Source organism: Pseudomonas sp. D5(2026) (genome assembly GCF_057766845.1).
In genome coordinates, this window is record NZ_CM173421.1 from 1,126,517 (window position 1) to 1,145,590 (window position 19,074).

At 60.8% G+C, this 19,074-nt stretch carries 15 protein-coding genes; 5 read left to right on the plus strand and 10 right to left on the minus strand.

Translation table 11 applies throughout. The annotated features are described in order from the left end of the window. Window positions 1-157 precede the first annotated feature (157 nt). Entirely contained in the window at window positions 158-4,480 is a 4,323-nt protein-coding gene (locus tag AC3B5Q_RS05205; RefSeq protein ID WP_279934804.1) for an NEL-type E3 ubiquitin ligase domain-containing protein, read from the plus strand. A 27-nt stretch (window positions 4,481-4,507) separates the two neighbouring features. Here the strand turns inward: AC3B5Q_RS05205 and glpD are convergent, their stop codons facing one another. The 4 genes from glpD to AC3B5Q_RS05225 all read right to left on the minus strand — a co-directional run bounded on the left by glpD (window position 4,508) and on the right by AC3B5Q_RS05225 (window position 9,602). Further along, complete coding sequence (gene glpD, locus AC3B5Q_RS05210) at window positions 4,508-6,046, minus strand: glycerol-3-phosphate dehydrogenase (protein WP_367250696.1); 1,539 nt, start codon at window positions 6,044-6,046, stop codon at window positions 4,508-4,510. A 296-nt stretch (window positions 6,047-6,342) separates the two neighbouring features. Beyond that, window positions 6,343-7,098, minus strand: a complete 756-nt coding sequence (glpR, locus tag AC3B5Q_RS05215; protein ID WP_021781962.1) for a DNA-binding transcriptional repressor GlpR — start codon at window positions 7,096-7,098, stop codon at window positions 6,343-6,345. Between the two features lie 101 nt (window positions 7,099-7,199). Then, window positions 7,200-8,699 carry a glycerol kinase GlpK gene (gene glpK / locus AC3B5Q_RS05220; protein WP_021781963.1) on the minus strand — a complete coding sequence of 500 codons (1,500 nt, stop codon included), beginning with the start codon at window positions 8,697-8,699 and terminating at the stop codon, window positions 7,200-7,202. Between the two features lie 51 nt (window positions 8,700-8,750). Next, window positions 8,751-9,602: an MIP/aquaporin family protein gene (locus AC3B5Q_RS05225; RefSeq protein WP_275966780.1), complete on the minus strand. Its 852-nt coding sequence runs from the start codon at window positions 9,600-9,602 to the stop codon at window positions 8,751-8,753. A 301-nt stretch (window positions 9,603-9,903) separates the two neighbouring features. Here AC3B5Q_RS05225 and ybaK point away from each other — a divergent pair, with 301 nt between their 5' ends. Further along, a complete protein-coding gene (gene ybaK, locus AC3B5Q_RS05230) occupies window positions 9,904-10,374 on the plus strand; it encodes a Cys-tRNA(Pro) deacylase (protein ID WP_021781965.1) in 471 nt (156 codons plus the stop codon). 38 nt (window positions 10,375-10,412) lie between these two features. Here the strand turns inward: ybaK and AC3B5Q_RS05235 are convergent, their stop codons facing one another. Together AC3B5Q_RS05235 and argF are read right to left on the minus strand one after the other, a co-directional pair. Then, window positions 10,413-11,522 carry an ABC transporter ATP-binding protein gene (locus AC3B5Q_RS05235; protein ID WP_021781966.1) on the minus strand — a complete coding sequence of 370 codons (1,110 nt, stop codon included), beginning with the start codon at window positions 11,520-11,522 and terminating at the stop codon, window positions 10,413-10,415. Next, window positions 11,519-12,439 carry an ornithine carbamoyltransferase gene (gene argF, locus AC3B5Q_RS05240; protein WP_135192300.1) on the minus strand — a complete coding sequence of 307 codons (921 nt, stop codon included), beginning with the start codon at window positions 12,437-12,439 and terminating at the stop codon, window positions 11,519-11,521. Before argF ends, AC3B5Q_RS05235 begins: the two co-directional genes overlap by 4 nt. Before the next feature lie 372 nt (window positions 12,440-12,811). Here argF and AC3B5Q_RS05245 point away from each other — a divergent pair, with 372 nt between their 5' ends. Together AC3B5Q_RS05245 and grxD are read left to right on the plus strand one after the other, a co-directional pair. Further along, complete coding sequence (locus AC3B5Q_RS05245; RefSeq protein ID WP_488392872.1) at window positions 12,812-14,920, plus strand: molybdopterin-dependent oxidoreductase; 2,109 nt, start codon at window positions 12,812-12,814, stop codon at window positions 14,918-14,920. Window positions 14,921-15,011: 91 nt separating this feature from the next. Further along, window positions 15,012-15,347, plus strand: a complete 336-nt coding sequence (gene grxD, locus AC3B5Q_RS05250; protein ID WP_021781969.1) for a Grx4 family monothiol glutaredoxin — start codon at window positions 15,012-15,014, stop codon at window positions 15,345-15,347. Window positions 15,348-15,404: 57 nt separating this feature from the next. Here grxD and bfr read toward each other — a convergent pair whose 3' ends face one another. Continuing rightward, window positions 15,405-15,878, minus strand: coding sequence for a bacterioferritin (bfr, locus tag AC3B5Q_RS05255; protein ID WP_003254948.1), 474 nt, complete (start codon window positions 15,876-15,878; stop codon window positions 15,405-15,407). A gap of 200 nt (window positions 15,879-16,078) precedes the next feature. Continuing rightward, complete coding sequence (locus tag AC3B5Q_RS05260; protein ID WP_003254947.1) at window positions 16,079-16,297, minus strand: bacterioferritin-associated ferredoxin; 219 nt, start codon at window positions 16,295-16,297, stop codon at window positions 16,079-16,081. 224 nt (window positions 16,298-16,521) lie between these two features. Here AC3B5Q_RS05260 and AC3B5Q_RS05265 point away from each other — a divergent pair, with 224 nt between their 5' ends. Next, window positions 16,522-17,124, plus strand: a complete 603-nt coding sequence (locus AC3B5Q_RS05265; RefSeq protein ID WP_003254945.1) for a peroxiredoxin — start codon at window positions 16,522-16,524, stop codon at window positions 17,122-17,124. A gap of 158 nt (window positions 17,125-17,282) precedes the next feature. Here the strand turns inward: AC3B5Q_RS05265 and rnt are convergent, their stop codons facing one another. Beyond that, the gene (gene rnt, locus AC3B5Q_RS05270) at window positions 17,283-17,894 is read right to left on the minus strand and encodes a ribonuclease T (RefSeq protein WP_010952252.1); all 612 of its coding nucleotides are present in this window, start codon (window positions 17,892-17,894) and stop codon (window positions 17,283-17,285) included. A gap of 59 nt (window positions 17,895-17,953) precedes the next feature. Further along, window positions 17,954-19,000: a dihydroorotase gene (gene pyrC, locus AC3B5Q_RS05275; RefSeq protein ID WP_021781972.1), complete on the minus strand. Its 1,047-nt coding sequence runs from the start codon at window positions 18,998-19,000 to the stop codon at window positions 17,954-17,956. Between the last annotated feature and the right edge of the window lie 74 nt (window positions 19,001-19,074).

The window sequence follows — 19,074 nt, forward strand, 5'->3', positions numbered from 1 at the left end:
CTCCGGGGTTCGCCAGGCCGAATAAATAGCGTTTGCTCGTTCGGTTATCCGAACGCGTGGGCTGCCGCACATTCAGGTATCGCGTGTGGTAACTATGCAGTGCGCGGCAAGGGCGCAGACGTAGTGTGCTCTGCTCTTTGCCTGGAGAGTTCCACAGATGTCACCGCACCGGCCCCCGAACGATTCCATCGATAGCCTGATTGCCCAAAACTTGCCTGGATGGCTAGTCGACCACGCGCAACCGGAAAGGCTCGATGCGTTACGTAATGCCCTGCGTCGGCAGGCGCACTGCAATGCTCGGCTTGGCCCGATCCTCCAGGCCATCCCTTCCTTGCAGGCCTACGCGGCAGAGTTGCTCAAAACGAAGCTGCGCAAGAGCGGCATCAGCAACCCGGACGTGACGGGCTGGAAGGTACGGGTCTCGCAGCGGCTGGTGCTACCCAGCGCTTCGCCTGCGCTGCTGCGGCCCACCTATGTTCGCCGCTCCAGGCGGTCATTGCTGGAGGCGGCGCTGCATAACTATCATCGCAGGGAGACGCGCCCCGGGCTGATGCGCAAAGGTGAACTGGTCGATGGCAACGGTAACCGGCTGCCGATGAGCTTCCACGCGTTTGCCTCCGCATGTCGCGAGGTCGACGCAGGTGGCAAGTACCAGGCGTTGCTCACGCACCACCTACAGCCTGAAGATGGCCCGGAGGATGAGCCGGGCCAGGCCGTTTCCCGCTTGCACGGGCTTTTCGAAGCGAGTTTCAAGGCACATTTCGAGGTGGCGATGCGGGTCGCCGCGTTGAAGCAGGACATTGACGAGCGCACATATTTTTTTCTGTTGCCGCTTGTTGCTGAAAAGCCGGTAGTGCCTGCGCTGGTTGGCACTGTGGTTCCCCGACAGTTGTACCTATTGGGCCGCCCGGTTCAAGGCGTGCTGACGCTGGAAGTGCGTCCGTCAGCTGATGGCGCAGTGGAGTCGGTGGTGCTCTGGATACCCGATGACCCTCATCAGCCCGTCTCCCGTCATGCCAGCTGGGACGCACTCGACAACTACCTCGGTAAGCGCTTTTGTGCGCCGGACTATCGGCGCTTTTTCGCGCGCTTCATTACCGAGCGTGAGCGCATCAATTTCTATCGGGTATTGAACGAACGGGTCGCGCAGGCATCGGCAGCCGGGGTGGAACTCGACGCCCGTTCTGCACCGGTCACGGACGCACCGTTCGTACACCTGCGCCGGCAACACCTTGCCAAGATCAGGGATGACGCCAAGGTGCTCGCCGTACCCACCGATGTCGAAGATGACGAAGACCGCGAAGCGCGCATGCAGGGCTACAAAGAGCTGGGCATGAATTTGCTGAACGTGGCGGGCGCCTTCGTGCCTGTGCTTGGCGAAGTGCTGCTGGTGGCAAACGCGGTTCAGATTGCTGACGAAGTGTATGAAGGGTATGAAGATTGGCGCATGGGTGATCGCGAAGGGGCGTTGAACCACCTGTTCAATGTTGCCGAGAACGTCGTGCTCGGCGGGATGATCGCAGCCGGCAGCAAAGTGGCCGTGCGTGCCCTTGAGCGGCTGGCCTTCGTGGATGACTTGGTACCGGTGTGCGACTCCGCAGGCAAGGTCAAGCTCATGGCCACGGATCTACCCGGTTACGATGCCGAACCTTTGCGTGGTGCTGGCGCACAGGAATGGTTATGGCACCTCGATGAGGGCTGTTATCGAGTGTTGGAGGATCCGCAGGATGGTCGCTCCAGGATCCTGCACCCTGGTCGTGCCAGTGCCTATCGGCCTGTGATCGAGCAGAATGGCGCCGGCGGCTGGCGCCATGAACTGGAAGCTCCCCAATACTGGGAAGGGCGGGCCAATCTGGTGCGCCGCCTGAGTACGCCCCTGGCAGAACTACCGGAAGCGACATGCGACTACCTACTCCAGGTAACAGGGCTGAGTGAGGCGCAGGTTCGCCGTTTGCACGTCGAGCACATGGGCGCACCTGCACGGTTGCTCGATGCCCTGGAGCTTTATCAGGCACATGAATTGCACCCGGACTTCAGCGCGCCGCGACTGGCGCAGTACGTTGCTGATCGGCAAGTGCAGCCCAATGGCATCGAGCGGATATTGCGGCGCACTTTCCCGGGCCTGTCGGCTCGTTGTACCCGTGAGCTGCTTCAGCAATGCAGCGGTGCGCAGCTCGATACGCTCAGCACCGCGCAGCGGATCCCTTTGGCAGTGGCCGAGCGCGCACGATGGTCACTGCGCGAAAGCCGTCTGGACAGGGCCTGTGCCGGCTTGCGCCTGCCGCGTTGCGTCAATCCCGATACCGAACGCCTGGCTTTGGGCTTGCTCGAGCGTCAGCTGAAATGGCCGGACACCCTGCGCATCGAACTGCGCGAAGGTAGCCCGAGTGGCCGGTATCTGGCCGGTATCGGCGCTGAGTCTGCGCAGGATGTACGGTGTATCGTGCGCCGCGGTGATGGCTACCGCTATGCCGGCCAAGGCACATCCGGCCCCTACCTGGCGGCGCTGCTGTCTGCGCTGGACGAGACGCAGACAGCCGATCTCGGCGATGCCGCTGTCAGTCCAGGTGCCCTGGGCTCGTTGTTGATCGAGGCCGCTGCCGGTGATCGTACCCAAGCGGCTGAGCTCTGTGGCATGCCCCGTCTGGGCGTTGGCCTGCGGCCCCCGACCCGTTTTGGGGACGGGCGTATCGGGTATGCCTTGAGTGGGCGAGGGGAGAGCAGTCGGCGTGCCATAGGGCGTGGTATCCACCAAGTGTTTCCGACTATGACAGACGGGGAGCTACAAGCCTATCTGCTTGACCTAATGGAGCGGCGAGTAGGGTTGTGGGAGCACTACAGCCAGCTCACGGGACAGTTGGCACGCCTGCGTCAGAGCCTGCGCCAATGGCGCAGGGATGCCAGTAACCCACTGGACGCGCTGCGCCGCCGTCGGGTCGCTACTGCCGTTCGGCGAAGCTGGCGGCGTAAGATAACCGACGAGGCCGGGGACTACGCGCTTATCATCAGCGGAGAGCGTATCGGTAGTCTGCCCGAATTACCGGAGGGGGTGAGCTTTGATCATGTGCGACGGCTGATCCTCAGTGACCTGCGCCTTGGTGAAATCAATGGGGACTTCCTTCGACGTTTTCCCAACCTGATTGAGCTCGACCTGTCCGGCAATCGCCTGACTGCGATCCCTCACGGCATTGAACATATGCCCCGCCTGCGGCAGCTAAACCTGCGTCGCAACAGCGTGATCATGGATGAGGCCGGTGAGTTGCGTCTTGCCGGGATGAGCGCGCTGCGGTACCTCGACCTCAGCCACAACCCGCTGGGAAGGGCGCCGGTACTGACGCGCCTGGGCAATTTGCGTGAAGTCAACTTGCGCTCTGCTGGCCTTGAGGCGTTGCCTGAGCGGATTTCATTTCGTGCCCACATAGACTTGCGTAACAACAACATCCGCACACTGCGCCGAGAGGTGCAGCAGCTGCGCCTGCAGGTGCACCAGTTGTCCTTGCACGATAATCCACTTGGCGAAGCTGACGCATTGCTGCTCGATGAGGCTCGAAGTGTGACCCCGGGGCAGTGGGGGTCAGCGTCCGCACGCCATCGCGCCATTGACAGTGACCTTTTCAATACCTGGGCCAACAGTACAGCCGACGCTGAACGTGATCGCCAGCAGGCCATATGGACAGCCCTGCTTGAGGAACCGCAATCAGATGGAATGTTCCGCTTTCTGGCAGACTTCGTCCATGGTGAGGACTTTGAACAGCACCCTGGGCATTACCGCAGCCGAATCTGGCGAATTCTTGAAACGTGTGAGCAGCACGAGCAGTTGCGTCATCAGTTGTTTCTAGAGGCATCTGGCCGGCGCAGTTGTGAAGACCGCCTGCTGCTGTTGCTGGAGCAGATGGAGCTTGGGGTTCTGGTGCTGCGCGCCGTCGAAGACGCGCATGGCAGTCGGATGGAAGCCCGTTTGCTAAGCCTGGCGCGTGGTTTGTTTCGCCTGGACGAGGTCGACCGTCACGCGACTTTACACGTTCAACGCATGCATGCCGAGCACGCCCCTCATATCGATGAAATCGAGACACGGCTTTTTTACCGACAGCGGCTTGCGCGTCCCTTGGGCTTGCCGATCGAGCTCGACGAAATGCATTACCCAGGTTTTGCAAACGTAACCACCAGCGATGTGCTGCGGGTCCAGGACGCGGTTTTGCAAACTGAGACGACGGATGCCCTGATAGCCTCGTTGGCACAGCGGCCTTTCTGGGAGCAATACGCGCGAGAGTTTCATGCGCAGCGATTTGAAGAACTGGTACAGCCACTGCACCAGCGCATGGAAGCCCTGCAGGCTCAGGTAGATGAGCAAGTGATCAACGAAAGCGAGTTTCTGCAACGCTGTGAAGCACTGAAAACTGATTACGATCGCAGCGAGCGGGCATTGCTGGCGCGGTTGGCGCGTGAAGCCTATGAGCGCTGGGCGAATACGCCCCCTTGACGAATCAAGAGGGCTTCACCGTCGGTATCAGGCTGCGCGGCTATTTGTGCGCACCTTGCGGGCATGCTGCAGATACGCCCCCAGGGCCATCTGCTCCTGCGCGGTCAGCGACAGGCCCAGCTTGGTGCGACGCCAGATAATGTCAGCGGTTTGCTCTGCCCATTCCTCCTCCAGCAGGTAGTCCACCTCGCGGGTGAACAGCCCGGCGCCGATAGCCTGCCCGAGGTCTTCGGGGCCGTGAACGCCATCAAGCAGCCGCCACACGCGGCTGCCGTAGGTGAGCACCCAGCGTTTGGCCAGGTCAACAGGCAACCAGCCGCAACGTGCCAGTACGGCATCGATCAGCGCCTGTACCGTTGTCATGCCCTCTGCGCCCGGCAGTGGCGCACTGGCAGTCCAGGCGCCGCGCATCTGGGTGAAGAAGGGCTTGAGTTCGGCCATGGCCGATTCGGCCAGCTTGCGGTAGGTGGTGAGCTTGCCGCCGAACACAGACAGTAACGGTGCCTGGCCTTCGTCCGCCGAAAGGGCGAGTGTGTAGTCCCGGGTCACTGCCGAAGGGTTGTCCGATTCATCGTTGCACAGCGGTCGAACGCCGGAGTAGGTATGCAGGATGTCGGCTGGGCTCAGTTGATGGTTGAAGTGCTCGTTGACCACCTTCAACAAGTAGTGTGTTTCCTGCTCGGTAATGGCGACCGCGGCCGGGTCGCCGCTGTATTCCCGATCAGTGGTGCCGATCAGGGTAAAGCGGTCCAGATACGGGATGCAGAAGACGATGCGCTGGTCTTCGTTCTGCAGAATGTAGGCATGTTCACCTTCATACAGGCGCGGCACGATAAGGTGGCTGCCCTGGATCAGGCGGATGCCGTAAGGCGCCTCGAGCTTGAGGTCGTCCTTGATGAAGCTGGCCACCCACGGGCCGGCGGCGTTGACCAGTGCGCGGGCATGGATCGTCTGGAGGGTGCCATCGGCGTGCTGCAGTTCTACCTGCCACAAGCCCTTTACACGTTCGGCGCGCAAGCAGCGGGTGCGGGTGTGGATAAGTGCGCCTAGCTCACGTGCCGCCATGGCGTTGAGTACCACCAGGCGGGCGTCATCGACAGCGCAGTCGGCGTATTCGAAGCCGCGGGTGATTGCTGGCTTAAGCGGGTATCCCGGGCCGAAGCGCAGGCTACGCGAGGCGCCCAGACGCTTGCGCTTGCCCAGGTGGTCGTAGAGGAACAGGCCGGCGCGGATCATCCAGGCAGGGCGCAGGTGCGGGCGGTGCGGAAGCACGAAGCGCATAGGTTTGACGATGTGCGGCGCCTTGGCCAGCAGCACTTCGCGTTCAGCCAATGCCTCGCGTACGAGGCGAAATTCGTAGTGCTCCAGGTAGCGCAAGCCACCGTGAATCAGTTTGCTGCTGGCTGACGACGTGTGTTGGGCCAGGTCGTCCTTTTCGCAAAGGAAGACCTTCAAGCCGCGACCAGCGGCGTCGGCAGCGATGCCCACGCCATTGATGCCACCGCCGATCACGGCAAGGTCATAACAGTCGGCTGTTGGGGGCTGGGACGAAACTGGCTGGGACACGGGCAAGGCCTCCTGGGGCTGTTCACATCGAATATGAACATTGATGTTCGTTTGCGAAAATATTAGCGCAACAGAAAGCCGGTCGCCAGTCAGTCTCTATAGAAAAAACTGATCAAATGACAATGAAGTGAACATTTACGAAAATTTAGGGGCGGCCAGGGTTCTGGGCGCGCGCGCTGTCTCAGGCATAACTGGCCCGAAAACGATGCAGGCGCGAGCCTCGCTCGCGATGCGCCGCGCGGGCCGCATTTGATCTCACGGCCGCCACATATCTGGCTGTATGCACCCGCCAGCCCTCAAACCACCTCAAGCCTGATCTTGTTCTGGTTCAACAATTGGGTAAGGGTTGGGGTCGGTGTCTGGTCGGTCACCAGGCAGTCGACCAGGTCGATCGAGCCCAGACGCACCATGGCATTGCGCCCGAATTTGCTGGAATCGGCCGCGAGGATCACTTGTCGGGCATTGGCAATGATGGCTTGCGACACCCGCACTTCCTGATAGTCAAAATCGAGCAGGCTGCCATCCTCGTCGATACCGCTGATGCCCACCAGGGCGAAGTCGACCTTGAACTGGTTGATGAAATCGACACTGGCCTGGCCGACTACACCACCATCTCGGCGCACCGTGCCACCCGCCACCAGCACTTCGAAATCGTCCTTGGCGGCCAGGATCGCAGCCACGTGCAAGTTGTTGGTGATGACTTTCAGGTGGCTGTGGTTGAGCAGTGCCCGGGCAATCGACTCGGTGGTGGTGCCGATGTTGATGAACAGCGAGGCATGGTCGGGAATCTGTCGGGCCACGGCGTCGGCAATGCGCTGTTTTTCGTCGCGCATCTGGTCGGCACGCATGGCGTAGGCGGTATTTTCGATGCTTGAATCGTAAGCCGCACCGCCGTGGTAGCGGCGTAGCAGGTTGAGCTCGGCAAGCTGGTTGATGTCGCGCCGGATAGTCTGGGGAGTGACAACGAATAGCTGCGCCATTTCCTCGATACTGACATAGCCGCGTTCGCGCACCAGTTCGAGGATTTGTTGTTGGCGGGGGGGCAGATTCATGGGCGGTCCTTTGGGGCTGCCGGACAAATTCTGCAATGATGCCGTAGGAAAGGGATGACGGCCAGTGGACGATGGGGGCCGTATGGCGGCCCCCACAGGTATCATGCCTCGTGATCTTCCCAGTCACGGGTACGCTTGACTGCTTTCTTCCAGCCGGCATACAGCTTTTCTTTCTGCGTTTCGTCCAACTGCGGGCTGAACTCGCGCTCGATGATCGCCTTGTCGCGCAGCTCGTCCAGGCCACTCCAGAAGCCACAGGCCAGGCCAGCCAGATAGGCGGCGCCCAGTGCCGTGGTTTCGCGCATTTGCGGCCGCTCCACGCAGGTGCCGAGGATGTCGGCCTGGAACTGCATGAGGAAGTTGTTGGCCACTGCACCACCGTCCACACGCAGTTCGGACAAGCGCTGGCCACAGTCCTGCTGCATGGCGTCGAGGACATCGCGGGTCTGGTAGGCGATGGACTCCAGTGCGGCGCGGATGATGTGGTCCACCTTCACGCCACGTGTCAGGCCGAACAACGCACCGCGGGCATACGGGTCCCAGTATGGGGCGCCCAGGCCGGTAAAGGCTGGTACCAGGTACACGCCGTTGCTGTCCTTGACCTTGCTGGCGAAGTACTCGGTATCCAGGGCGTCGTTGACGATCTTCAGTTCGTCACGCAGCCATTGCACGGTAGAGCCACCATTGAATACCGCGCCTTCCAGTGCATAGGCCACCTCACCACGCGGGCCGCAGGCAATGGTAGTGAGCAGGCCGTGGGACGACTTCACCGCCTGGTCACCCGTGTTCATCAACAGGAAGCAGCCAGTGCCGTAGGTATTCTTGGCCTGGCCCGGCTCCACGCACATCTGGCCGAACAGTGCCGATTGCTGGTCGCCGGCGATACCGGCGATGGCTATGCCGCTCTTGGTGTGGCCATACACTTCAGAAGAGGGGCGCACCTCAGGCAACATTTGCCGTGGGATGCCCAGGATTTCCAGCAGCTTGTCGTCCCACTGCAGGCTGTGGATGTTGAACATCAGCGTGCGCGAGGCGTTGGTGTAGTCGGTGACGTGAACCTTGCCACCGGTAAATTTCCAGATCAGCCAGGTGTCGATGGTGCCGAACAGCAGTTCACCACGCTCGGCGCGCTCACGGGCGCCGTCGACATTGTCGAGGATCCACTTCAGCTTGGTGCCGGAGAAATACGGGTCGGTGACCAGGCCGGTGGTTTCACGAATGTAGCCTTCATGGCCGTCACGCTTGAGCTGGGCACAGATCTCGGTGCTGCGGCGGCATTGCCAGACAATGGCGTTGTACACCGGGCGCCCGGTTTCCTTGTCCCACACCACAGTGGTTTCGCGCTGGTTGGTAATGCCCAGTGCGGCGACCTGAGCGTGGCTGATGCCTGCCTGGGCCAGGGCCTCGACCATGGTCGCGCTTTGTGTGGCGAAAATCTCCATCGGGTCATGTTCGACCCAACCCGCCTGTGGGTAGTGCTGTGCGAACTCGCGCTGGGAGGTACCCACAACATTGGCGTCACGGTCGAAAATGATCGCCCGCGAACTGGTGGTGCCCTGGTCCAGGGCGATGATGTAGTTCTTATCCTGGGTGTCTGTCATGGTCGTAGGCCTTGCAAGAATAGAGGGTCAGGGCTGCGCGTGGTGGCGGCATCAATTGGCTTGAGTATCGCCCTGGCGAATGTCATTTGTCTCTGGGATCGCGGCGGGCGCTACTGGCAGGTTGCGTGCAATAAGGCCGCGATAGCTCGCTGCACCCAGGCAGGCGCCAACGATCGGTGCAAATACCGGAACCAGGAAATAAGGAATATCCCGCCCGCCAGTGAAGGCGATTTCGCCCCAACCGGCCAGGAATGTCATGAGTTTTGGCCCGAAATCGCGGGCCGGGTTCATCGCAAAGCCAGTCAAAGGGCCCATGGCGCTACCAATCACCGCAATCAGCAGGCCGATCAGCAGCGGGGCCATGGCACCGCGCGGAAGGCCGTTGTTGTCGTCGGTCAGGGCCATGATCACGCTCATCAGAATGGCAGTGATCACCACTTCGACCAGAAATGCCTGGCTGGTGGACAGGGACGGGTGCGGGTAGGTGGAGAACACAGAGGCCAGCTCCAGGCTGCCTTCGCTACCGCGCAGCATGGCGTGGGCCTGTTCGAAATCGAAGAACAGACTGCTGTACAGCGTGTAGACCAGTGCCGCGCCACAGAATGCGCCGCATACCTGGGCCAGCATGTAGAAGGGCAGCTTGCGCTTGTCGAACCCTGCGAACAGTGCAAGGGCGATACTTACGGCTGGGTTCAGGTGCGCACCGGAAATACCGGCGGTGAGGTAGATGGCCATGCTGACGCCCACGCCCCAGATGATACTGATCTCCCAAAGCCCGAAGCTGGCGCCGGCAACCTTGAGCGCGGCGACGCAGCCGGTACCGAAGAAGATGAGCAGGGCGGTGCCGAGAAACTCGGCCAGGCACTGGCTGGACAGCGTGGGTTGGTGCAGAGCAGTCGTCATGTATGACCTCGTTTTTTTTGTTGTGAGGCGCGTAGCGCTCGACAGCAAAACCCGGTGTCTATCCCCATTGACCCCGGATGATGTAGGAAATGCACCTTAAAAGTGCACCGCTTATTCAGAAACGAAAAAATATAGACAAGAAACGCTGATGTCAAAGGTCGAAAGTGAACGGTCAGTCACGATATGGCCGCTAGAATAAGATGCGGATCCCGTACTAGAGGCGCGCGATCGCGGTGCGCTGGCTGGGATGTAGGAATTGTCCTAAAGTAGCCGCCGAGTCGTCCCTGACTGGAGCCCTTGCATGACCCCCGCCCTAGACCTGTTGAAAAAGCACCGTGCCGAGCATCGTGTGCACAGTTATGAACATGACCCGAAGTCGGCGTCGTATGGCCTGGAGGCGGCAGAAAAGCTCGGGCTCGACCCGCAACAGGTGTTCAAGACGTTGCTGGCAAGCAGCGAGAAAGGAGAATTGCTGGTAGCGGTTGTGCCTGTGGTGGGGACCTTGGACCTCAAGGCCCTGGCCCATGCTGCCGGGGTAAAGAAGTGCGAGATGGCCGACCCGGCGGCGGCGCAGCGGGCGACCGGTTACCTGGTGGGCGGGATCAGCCCACTAGGGCAGAAGAAGCGTCTGCGGACCTTTATCGATGACTCGGCGCAGAATTTTGCAACTATCCATGTCAGCGCCGGTCGGCGTGGCCTGGAAGTGGAGTTGGCAGCGGCGGTGCTGGCGGAGTATACGCAGGGCTCGTTCGCCGGGATTGGTCGAGGCTGAGAACAGGGGGGGCGCCAAGCGGCCCCCTGGCGCTGAAGTCAAGTCGCCGAACTGTAACGACGCACGCCATTCTCCTGGCGTGGCAACTGTGCCGCAACGCTACCCGGTACAGGGAATAGCACGAGGTGATCGGCCTTCACTGCAATCTCCACATTCTCACCGACCTCGTGGTCGTTATGGCTAGGGAAGATCGCTTCCAGCTGGCTACCGGTGGGCAACTGCAAGCGATAGAGCGTCGATGCCCCGAGGAAGCTCTTGCCCACGATGTTTGCCAGTAGCGCGCTGCCTGGTGCATGCACGATATCATCCGGGCGCAGCAGTACATCCACCGAGCTGCCCGGCGCCATGATGTAGGCGCGGTTACCGCGCAGCTCACCCACTTCGGTATTGACCGCTTCGTGGCTGCTCATTTGCCCACGGATGAAGTATCCCTGGCCGATGAAACTCGCCACGAATGGCGTCTGCGGTTCGTGGTAAAGGTTGTAGGGCGTGTCCCACTGTTCCAGGCGGCCTTCCTTGAAGACACCGACCTGGTCACTGACCGCAAAGGCTTCTTCCTGGTCGTGAGTGACCAGAATGGCGCTGGTACCGCGGCTTTTGAGAATGTCGCGAACCTCATGGCTCAGGCGACGGCGCAGCTCTACGTCGAGGTTCGAGAACGGCTCGTCAAGCAGCAACAGTTGCGGTTCGGGCGCCAGCGCCCGGGCCAGGGCGACACGTTGCTGCTGGCCACCAGACAACTCATGCGGGTAACGACCGCCCAGCCCGCCGAGTTTGACCAGTTCCAGCATCTCTTCGATGACGGCGGCCTGGCGTGGGTGTTTGGCGATACCAAAGGCAATGTTCTGCGCCACGGTAAGATGCGGGAACAGCGCGTAGTCCTGAAACACCATGCCGATGCGGCGCTTTTCCGGGGCCAGGGTGAAGCCAGCCCGGGAAATGACCTCACCGCCCAGGTGGATTTCACCTTCGTGCACCGGCTCGAAACCGGCGATGGCGCGCAGGGTGGTGGTCTTGCCGCAACCGGATGAACCTAGCAGGCAACCGATGTCGCCTGCGTTCAGGTGCAGGTTGAGGTTCTGGACGATGCGCTGGTCGCCATAGCCGCAGGCGAGGTTGCGCAGGTTGAGCAGTAGGGGTTGACTCATGCGTGGTGGTAAGCCGGTTCTACAAGGAATTCGAGAAGCGCCTTCTGTGCATGCAGGCGGTTTTCAGCCTCGTCCCAGGCGACCGAACGTGGGTCGTCGAGCAGGTCCTGGCTGATTTCCTCGCCACGGTGGGCGGGCAGGCAGTGCATGAAGAGGACATCGGGTGCAGCCAGGTCGAGCAGTTCGCGGGTGACCTGGTAAGGTGCGAAATGCGCCAGGCGCCGTGCAGTTTCCTCCTCCTGACCCATGGAAGTCCAGACATCGGTGACCACCAGGTGAGCATCACGCACAGCTTCCTTGGCATCCCGGATGATCTGCACGCGGTCGCCGCCCAGTGCCATGAAACGTTGATCCGGCTCATAGCCTTCGGGGCAGGCGATGCGCAGCTGGAAATCGAACTGCGTGGCGGCTTCGATATAGGAGTTGCACATGTTGAAGCCATCGCCGATCCAGGTCACGGTCTTGCCCTGAATCGAGCCGCGGTGTTCAACAAAGGTCTGCATGTCGGCCAGCAGTTGGCACGGGTGCGATTCGTCGGACAGGCCGTTGATCACTGGCACGCGCGACTTGGCGGCGAACTCGGTCAGGGTGCTGTGGGCGTGGGTGCGGATCATCACCACATCAACCATGCTCGACAGCACGATGGCGCTGTCACCAATCGGCTCGCCGCGGCCCAGTTGGGTGTCGCGAGGCGACAGGAAGATGGCCTGGCCGCCGAGCTGGATCATGCCGGCCTCGAAGGACACACGGGTACGGGTCGAGGACTTCTCGAAGATCATGCCCAGTACACGGTTCTTCAGGGGTTCGAACAGCACGCCTCGCTTACGCAGGTCCTTCAGCTCGATGCCGCGGCGGATCACCCCGAGCAATTCGTCGGTGGTGAAGTCCAGCAGGGAGAGAAAGTGCCTAGCGCTCATGATTGACTACCTTATCTGCAACGGTATGCAGGTCGACCGTATGGTTTTTTTGACAACGGGAATGACCTGCGGCGTAAGCCGCACGGGGCGGACGAAATAGGGAAAGGCGCAATACTATAAGTAAATGTCGCCTGAAGCCAAGGGGGGAAAAGCGGCCTGCTCGCAAAGGGTGTTGCAAACGGTGTCTTTGCCCGTTGGCCGTGCTGTTCTTTATTTGCTACACAAGGTTGTACACGGCTTGCTGGCAATTTGGCAAATGGCTGTCGTAAATCGTGCGCCTGATGTCGGTGGATTCACGCGGCGAAGCGCACTGGCCGCGGGGAGGGGCCGGGCGCATAGTCACTGTTCGACAACAACAAGGCAGAGGCGGCCATGACCAAGACCCTGCACCACCGTGCCTGTCACCTGTGCGAAGCGATCTGCGGGCTCAACATCGAAGTCAGCCATGAGCAGGACGGGCGGGCCCTGATCAGCTCGATCAAGGGCGACCCACTGGACCCTTTCAGCCGTGGCCATGTCTGCCCCAAGGCCGTGGCGTTGCAGGACATTCAGAACGATCCGGATCGCCTGCGCCAGCCACACAGGCGAGTAGGCGACCATTGGCAGGCCATTGGCTGGGATGAGGCCTTTGCACTGGCGGCCGAAAAATTGTGGGCGGTCCAGCAGGCCCATGGGCGCAATGCCGTGGCGGTCTACCAAGGCAACCCGAGTGTGCACAATTACGGCTTGATGACCCATAGCAACTACTTTCTGGGCCTGCTCAAGACCCGTAACCGTTTCTCTGCCACTTCAGTGGATCAGTTGCCCCAACACCTGGTCAGCCATCTGATGTACGGGCATGGGCTGCTGCTGCCGATTCCGGACATCGACCACACGGGATTCATGCTGATTCTTGGCGGCAACCCACTGGCCTCCAATGGCAGCATCATGACCGTTCCGGACGTGGAGAAGCGCCTGAAGGCCCTTCGGGCGCGTGGTGGGCGCCTGGTGGTGGTTGACCCGCGACGTAGCGAAACGGCGGCAATGGCTGACAGCCATTTGTTCATACGCCCCGGTGCTGATGCCGCCCTGTTGTGCGGCTTGCTCAACACATTGTTCGAAGAAGGCCTGGCGCGGGGCTCGCACTTGCCGGTCAACGGCCTGCAGCAGGTGCGTGAGGCCATTGCGCCGTTCAGTGCCGAGGCCGTGAGTGCCCAGTGTGGTATCGCTGCAGCGGACATTCGCCAGCTGGCACGCGACTTCGCCGCTGCTGGGCAGGCCGTGTGTTACGGCCGCATGGGCGTCTCGACCCAAGCATTTGGTACCCTTTGCCACTGGCTGGTGCAACTTGTGAACCTGGTGACCGGCAACCTCGACCGCACAGGCGGCGCGTTGTGCACGGAGCCTGCCGTCGACCTGGTGGCGACCACCTCGGGCGGGCATTTCAACGCCTGGCAAAGCCGTGTGTCGGGCTTGCCCGAGTACGGCGGCGAGCTGCCGGTGGCGGCCCTGGCCGAGGAAATGCTTACATCGGGTGAAGGGCAGGTGCGCGCCCTGGTGACAGTTGCCGGCAACCCTGTGTTGTCCACGCCTAACGGTCGCCAGCTGGATGCAGCGCTGGAGGGTTTGGACTTCATGCTCAGTATCGATCTCTACATCAACGAAACCACCCGCCATGCCGACCTGATCCTGCCCTCCACCTCAGCGCTGGAAAATGACCATTACGACAGCACCTTCAACCTGCTGGCAGTGCGCAACGTCACGCGCTTCAACCGGGCGATCCTGGCCAAGCCGGAGGGCGCACTGCATGACTGGGAAATCTTCGTCGGCCTGGCCCAGGCGTTTGCCAAGCGTGCCGAGTTGGAGTTGAAACCGACCTGGTCGCCTGCGCAGATGATTGATCAAGCCCTGCGCAAAGGGCGCTATGGTGAAGCAACGCCTTGGCAGCTCTCCTTGGCAGCACTGGACGATAACCCGCATGGGCTTGACCTGGGGCCTTTACGCAGCAACCTCGCGGGGCGGCTGACGACTGCCAGCAAGGCTGTCGAAGCAGCCCCTCAGGTTTTGCTTGACGACCTGCAGCGCCTGGCGCAAATGACGCCACCAGTGCCGGGCGAACTGCTGCTGATCGGGCGTCGCCATGTGCGCAGCAACAACTCGTGGATGCACAACTTCCATCGCCTGGTAAAAGGCAAGCCACGGCATCAGCTGTTGATGCACCCGCAAGACTTGCAGCAGCGGCAACTGCAGGATGGCCAGCGCGTGCGCATCCGTTCGCGTACTGGCTCACTGGAGGTCGAGGTGCAGGCCTGCGAAGACATGATGCCCGGTGTGGTCAGCTTGCCCCACGGCTTTGGTCATGGTCGTCAGGGCGTGCACATGCAGATCGCCCAGGCGCAACCCGGCGTGAGTGCCAATGACCTGACCGACGAACGCTTTCGGGACCAGGTTTCCGGAAACGCTGCGCTCAATGGCGTACCCGTGCAGGTCGAGGCCGCTTGAGGAACGGCAAGGCCGAGCACGGCGCTCGGCTTTCCGATACAATGCGACACCGTGCCGACGACTGTGTCGGATAGTTCAGCCGAGGTGCTACATGGATATCATCGAAACGATCAAAGAGCAGATTGCCAACAACACCATTCTGCTTTACATGAAAGGCTCGCCGAATGCCCCGCAGTGCGGCTTCTCTGCGCGTGCATCGCAGGCCGTGATGGGTTGTGGCGAAAAGTTCGCCTACGTCGACATCCTGCAGAACCCGGAAATTCGCGCCAACCTGCCAAAATACGCCAACTGGCCGACCTTCCCGCAACTGTGGGTAGCCGGTGAGCTGGTTGGCGGCAGCGACATCATGCTGGAAATGTTCGAGAACGGTGAGCTGCAAACCCTGATCAAGGAAGCGGCTGCCAAGGCCAAGGCTTCTGAAGCCTGATCTACCGGCAAGCATAAAAAAACCCGCTGATCGCGGGTTTTTTTATGGGGCGAGTAGTTACTCTTCGCCCATCTGCGACTGCAGGTAGTTCTCGATACCGATCTTGTCGATCAGCCCCAGTTGGGTTTCCAGCCAGTCGATGTGCTCTTCCTCGGACTCGAGGATATCTTCGAGCACGTCACGCGAGCCGAAGTCGCCAGCAGTTTCACAATGGGCGATGGCTGCCTTCAGGTCGACCAGGCCTTGCTGTTCAATCTTCAGGTCACACTCGAGCATTTCCTTGGTGTGCTCGCCGATCAGCAGTTTGCCCAGGTCCTGAACGTTAGGAATACCTTCGAGGAACAAAATACGCTTGATCAGTTTGTCAGCGTGCTTCATTTCATCGATGGATTCTTTGTACTCGTGCTTGCCGAGTTTGTTCAGCCCCCAATCTTCGTACATGCGCGCGTGCAGGAAGTACTGGTTGATCGCGACCAGCTCGTTTCCGAGGATCTTGTTGAGATGCTGGATGACGCTTACGTCGCCTTTCATGTCGGGGTTCCTGCCCTGTAGAAGTGTGTCAATCCAGTGAAGTTTGAGCCCGATACTTAGGTGTGTCAAACCTAAGTTCTTGAATAATAAGTGAAAATTAATAGGAATAAGAATGTTTGTGAACCGCGTTGTAACGCTAACTTGTTGAATTTCAGGCATAAAAAAACCGGACGCCAGGTCCGGTTCTTGAAATTCTGGGTTCAGGCAGCGGTAAATTCGACGGGGTAGGGCAGGGCTGCCTGGCTGACCTGAAGTTCGGTCAGGGTCTCGCGGACCACCTGCTTGGCCACGCAGGCGCATTTGCCGCACTGGCTGGCGACATTGGTCGCGGCTCGCACTTCTTTGTAACTGCAGCATCCTTCATAGATCGCATCGCGGATCTGTCCGTCGGTAACGCCGACACAAAGACACACATACATAAGGGCTGACCATCGCTGGTTGGGTCGATGGGTTGGAGCTTAATGTTAATGAGAATGCTTGTCAAAGATCTTTCTGAGAGGGGTGTGCTTGAGCGACCGGCGGTCGCTTTGTCGACGGAGTCGGCCTGTCATGAGAAGCCGTGTATGATGGTCGGCCTTTGTTGGATGTCGGGCAAGCCCGTCTGGCCCGGCAAACGGTTTTTCACCCTCATCAGGAGATTACAATGAGCGTACTCGTTGGTAAGAAAGCCCCCGATTTCACCGTTCCGGCCGTGCTGGGCAATGGCGAGATCGTCGATAGCTTCAACCTGGCCTCGGCCATCAAGGGCAAGTACGGCCTGGTGTTCTTCTACCCGCTGGACTTCACCTTCGTCTGCCCGTCCGAGCTGATCGCCCTGGACAACCGCATCCCTGACTTCCAGGCGCGTAACGTGGAAGTGATCGGCGTGTCGATCGACTCGCACTTCACCCACAACGCCTGGCGTAATACCCCGGTCAACAACGGCGGTATCGGCCAGGTGAAGTACACCCTGGCTGCCGACATGACCCACGAAATCTGCAAAGCCTACGACGTCGAGTCCGAAGGCGGCGTGGCCTTCCGTGGCGCCTTCCTGATCGATACCAATGGTGTTGTTCGTTCGCAGATCGTCAACGACCTGCCACTGGGCCGTAACATGGACGAGCTGCTGCGTCTGGTCGACGCTCTGCAGTTCCACGAAGAGCACGGCGAAGTCTGCCCTGCCAACTGGAAAAAAGGCGACAAGGGCATGAACGCTTCGCCTGAAGGCGTTGCTGCCTACCTGAGCGAGAACGCTGGCAAGCTGTAATTGCTGCGTGCACAAAAAAACCGGCCTTCGTGGCCGGTTTTTTTTGCCTTCCTGTGCCGGCCTCTTCGCGGGAGCGCCCGCCCCCACAGATTCTCTGCATGCCTGAAGGCAAAGGTTAACCTGTGGGAGCGGGCGTGCCCGCGAATGCTTTTGGCAGATCAGTCGTTGAAATCGCGCCAGCCGCCCATTTCTTTCCAGCGGTTGACGATGCCGCAGAACAGCTCAGCCGTTTTCTCGGTGTCGTAACGTGCCGAGTGCGCCTCACGCCCGTCGAAGTCGATGTCGGCGCTCTGACAGGCCCGCGCCAGCACGGTCTGGCCATACGCCAGGCCCGCCAGGGTGGCGGTGTCGAAGCTGGAGAACGGGTGGAACGGGTTGCGCTTCAGGTCATTGCGCGCCACTGCTGCATTGAGGAAACCCAGGTCGAAGCTGCTGTTGTGGCCGACCAGAATCGCCCGCTTGCAGCCGTTGGCCTTGAGGGCCTTGCGCACGCCGCGGAATATGTCGGTCATCGCGCTTTCCTCGCTGACCGCCATGCGCAGCGGGTGGTCCAGCTTGATCCCGGTGAACTCAAGTGCGGCCGGCTCGATGTTGGCGCCCTCGAACGGCTCTACTCGGTGGAAGTAGGTATGTTCGGGGAACAGGAAGCCTTTCTCGTCCATGCCGATGGTGACAGCGGCAATTTCCAGCAACGCATCGGTAGCGCTGTTGAAACCACCGGTTTCAACATCCACCACGACCGGCAGATAGCCGCGGAAGCGCTCGGCCATCGGGTGGCGAGGACCGCTGCTGCCTTGGGTTTCCAGGTCGTCTTCGTAAAGGTCTTCGCTCACGCGTTTGCCTCCAGCAGGCGCCAGCGCAGTTTTTCGCCAGCGCGCAGCGGGACTACGGTTTGCTCGCCAAATGGCAGGCTTTCCGGAGCGGTCCATTCTTCGCGGACCAGGGTGATGGTGTCGGTGTTCGCCGGCAGGCCATAGAAGGCCGGGCCGTGCAGGCTGGCGAAGCCTTCCAGCTTGTCCAGCGCGTTACGCTGTTCGAAAGCTTCGGCGTACATCTCGATGGCCGCATAGGCGGTGTAGCAACCCGCGCAACCGCAGGCTGCTTCCTTGGCGTGACGGGCATGAGGTGCCGAGTCGGTGCCGAGGAAGAACTTCGGGTTGCCGCTGGTGGCGGCGTCCAGCAAGGCCACCTGGTGGGTATTGCGCTTGAGGATCGGCAGGCAGTAGAAGTGCGGACGAATGCCGCCAACCAGCATGTGGTTGCGGTTGTACAGCAGGTGCTGGGCGGTGATGGTCGCACCCACGTTGGCCGGGGCCTCGGTGACGAACTGCGCGGCGTCGCTGGTGGTGATGTGTTCGAACACCACTTTCAGCGTCGGGAAGCGCTCGACCACACGGCGCAAGTGCTCGTCGATGAAGCGCTTCTCGCGGTCGAACACGTCGATCTCGCTGCGGGTCACTTCGCCATGCACCAGCAGCGGCATACCCACTTCCGCCAGTGCCTCTATGGCCGGGAAGATCTTGTCGATGCTGGTCACGCCGGAATCGGAGTTGGTGGTGGCGCCGGCCGGGTACAGCTTGGCGGCGTACACGAAACCGCTGGCCTTGGCCGCGCGGACGTCCTCGGGGCTGATGTTGTCGGTGAGGTACAGCACCATCAGCGGCTCGAAGCGGCTGCCGGCCGGGCGGGCAGCCAGAATGCGCTCACGGTAGGCGCCGGCCTCGGTGGCATTGCGCACCGGCGGCACGAGGTTGGGCATGATGATGGCACGGGCGAAGGTACGCGCCACGTCGCCAACGGTGTGGGGCAGGACGGCACCATCGCGCAGATGGATGTGCCAGTCGTCGGGGCGCAGGAGGGTCAGGCGATCGGACATTGGGGATTCCAGGCGGGTCGAACTCAAGCCCCAATCCTACCGGAAAACCCTGGGGCGAGCACGGCTATCAAGTT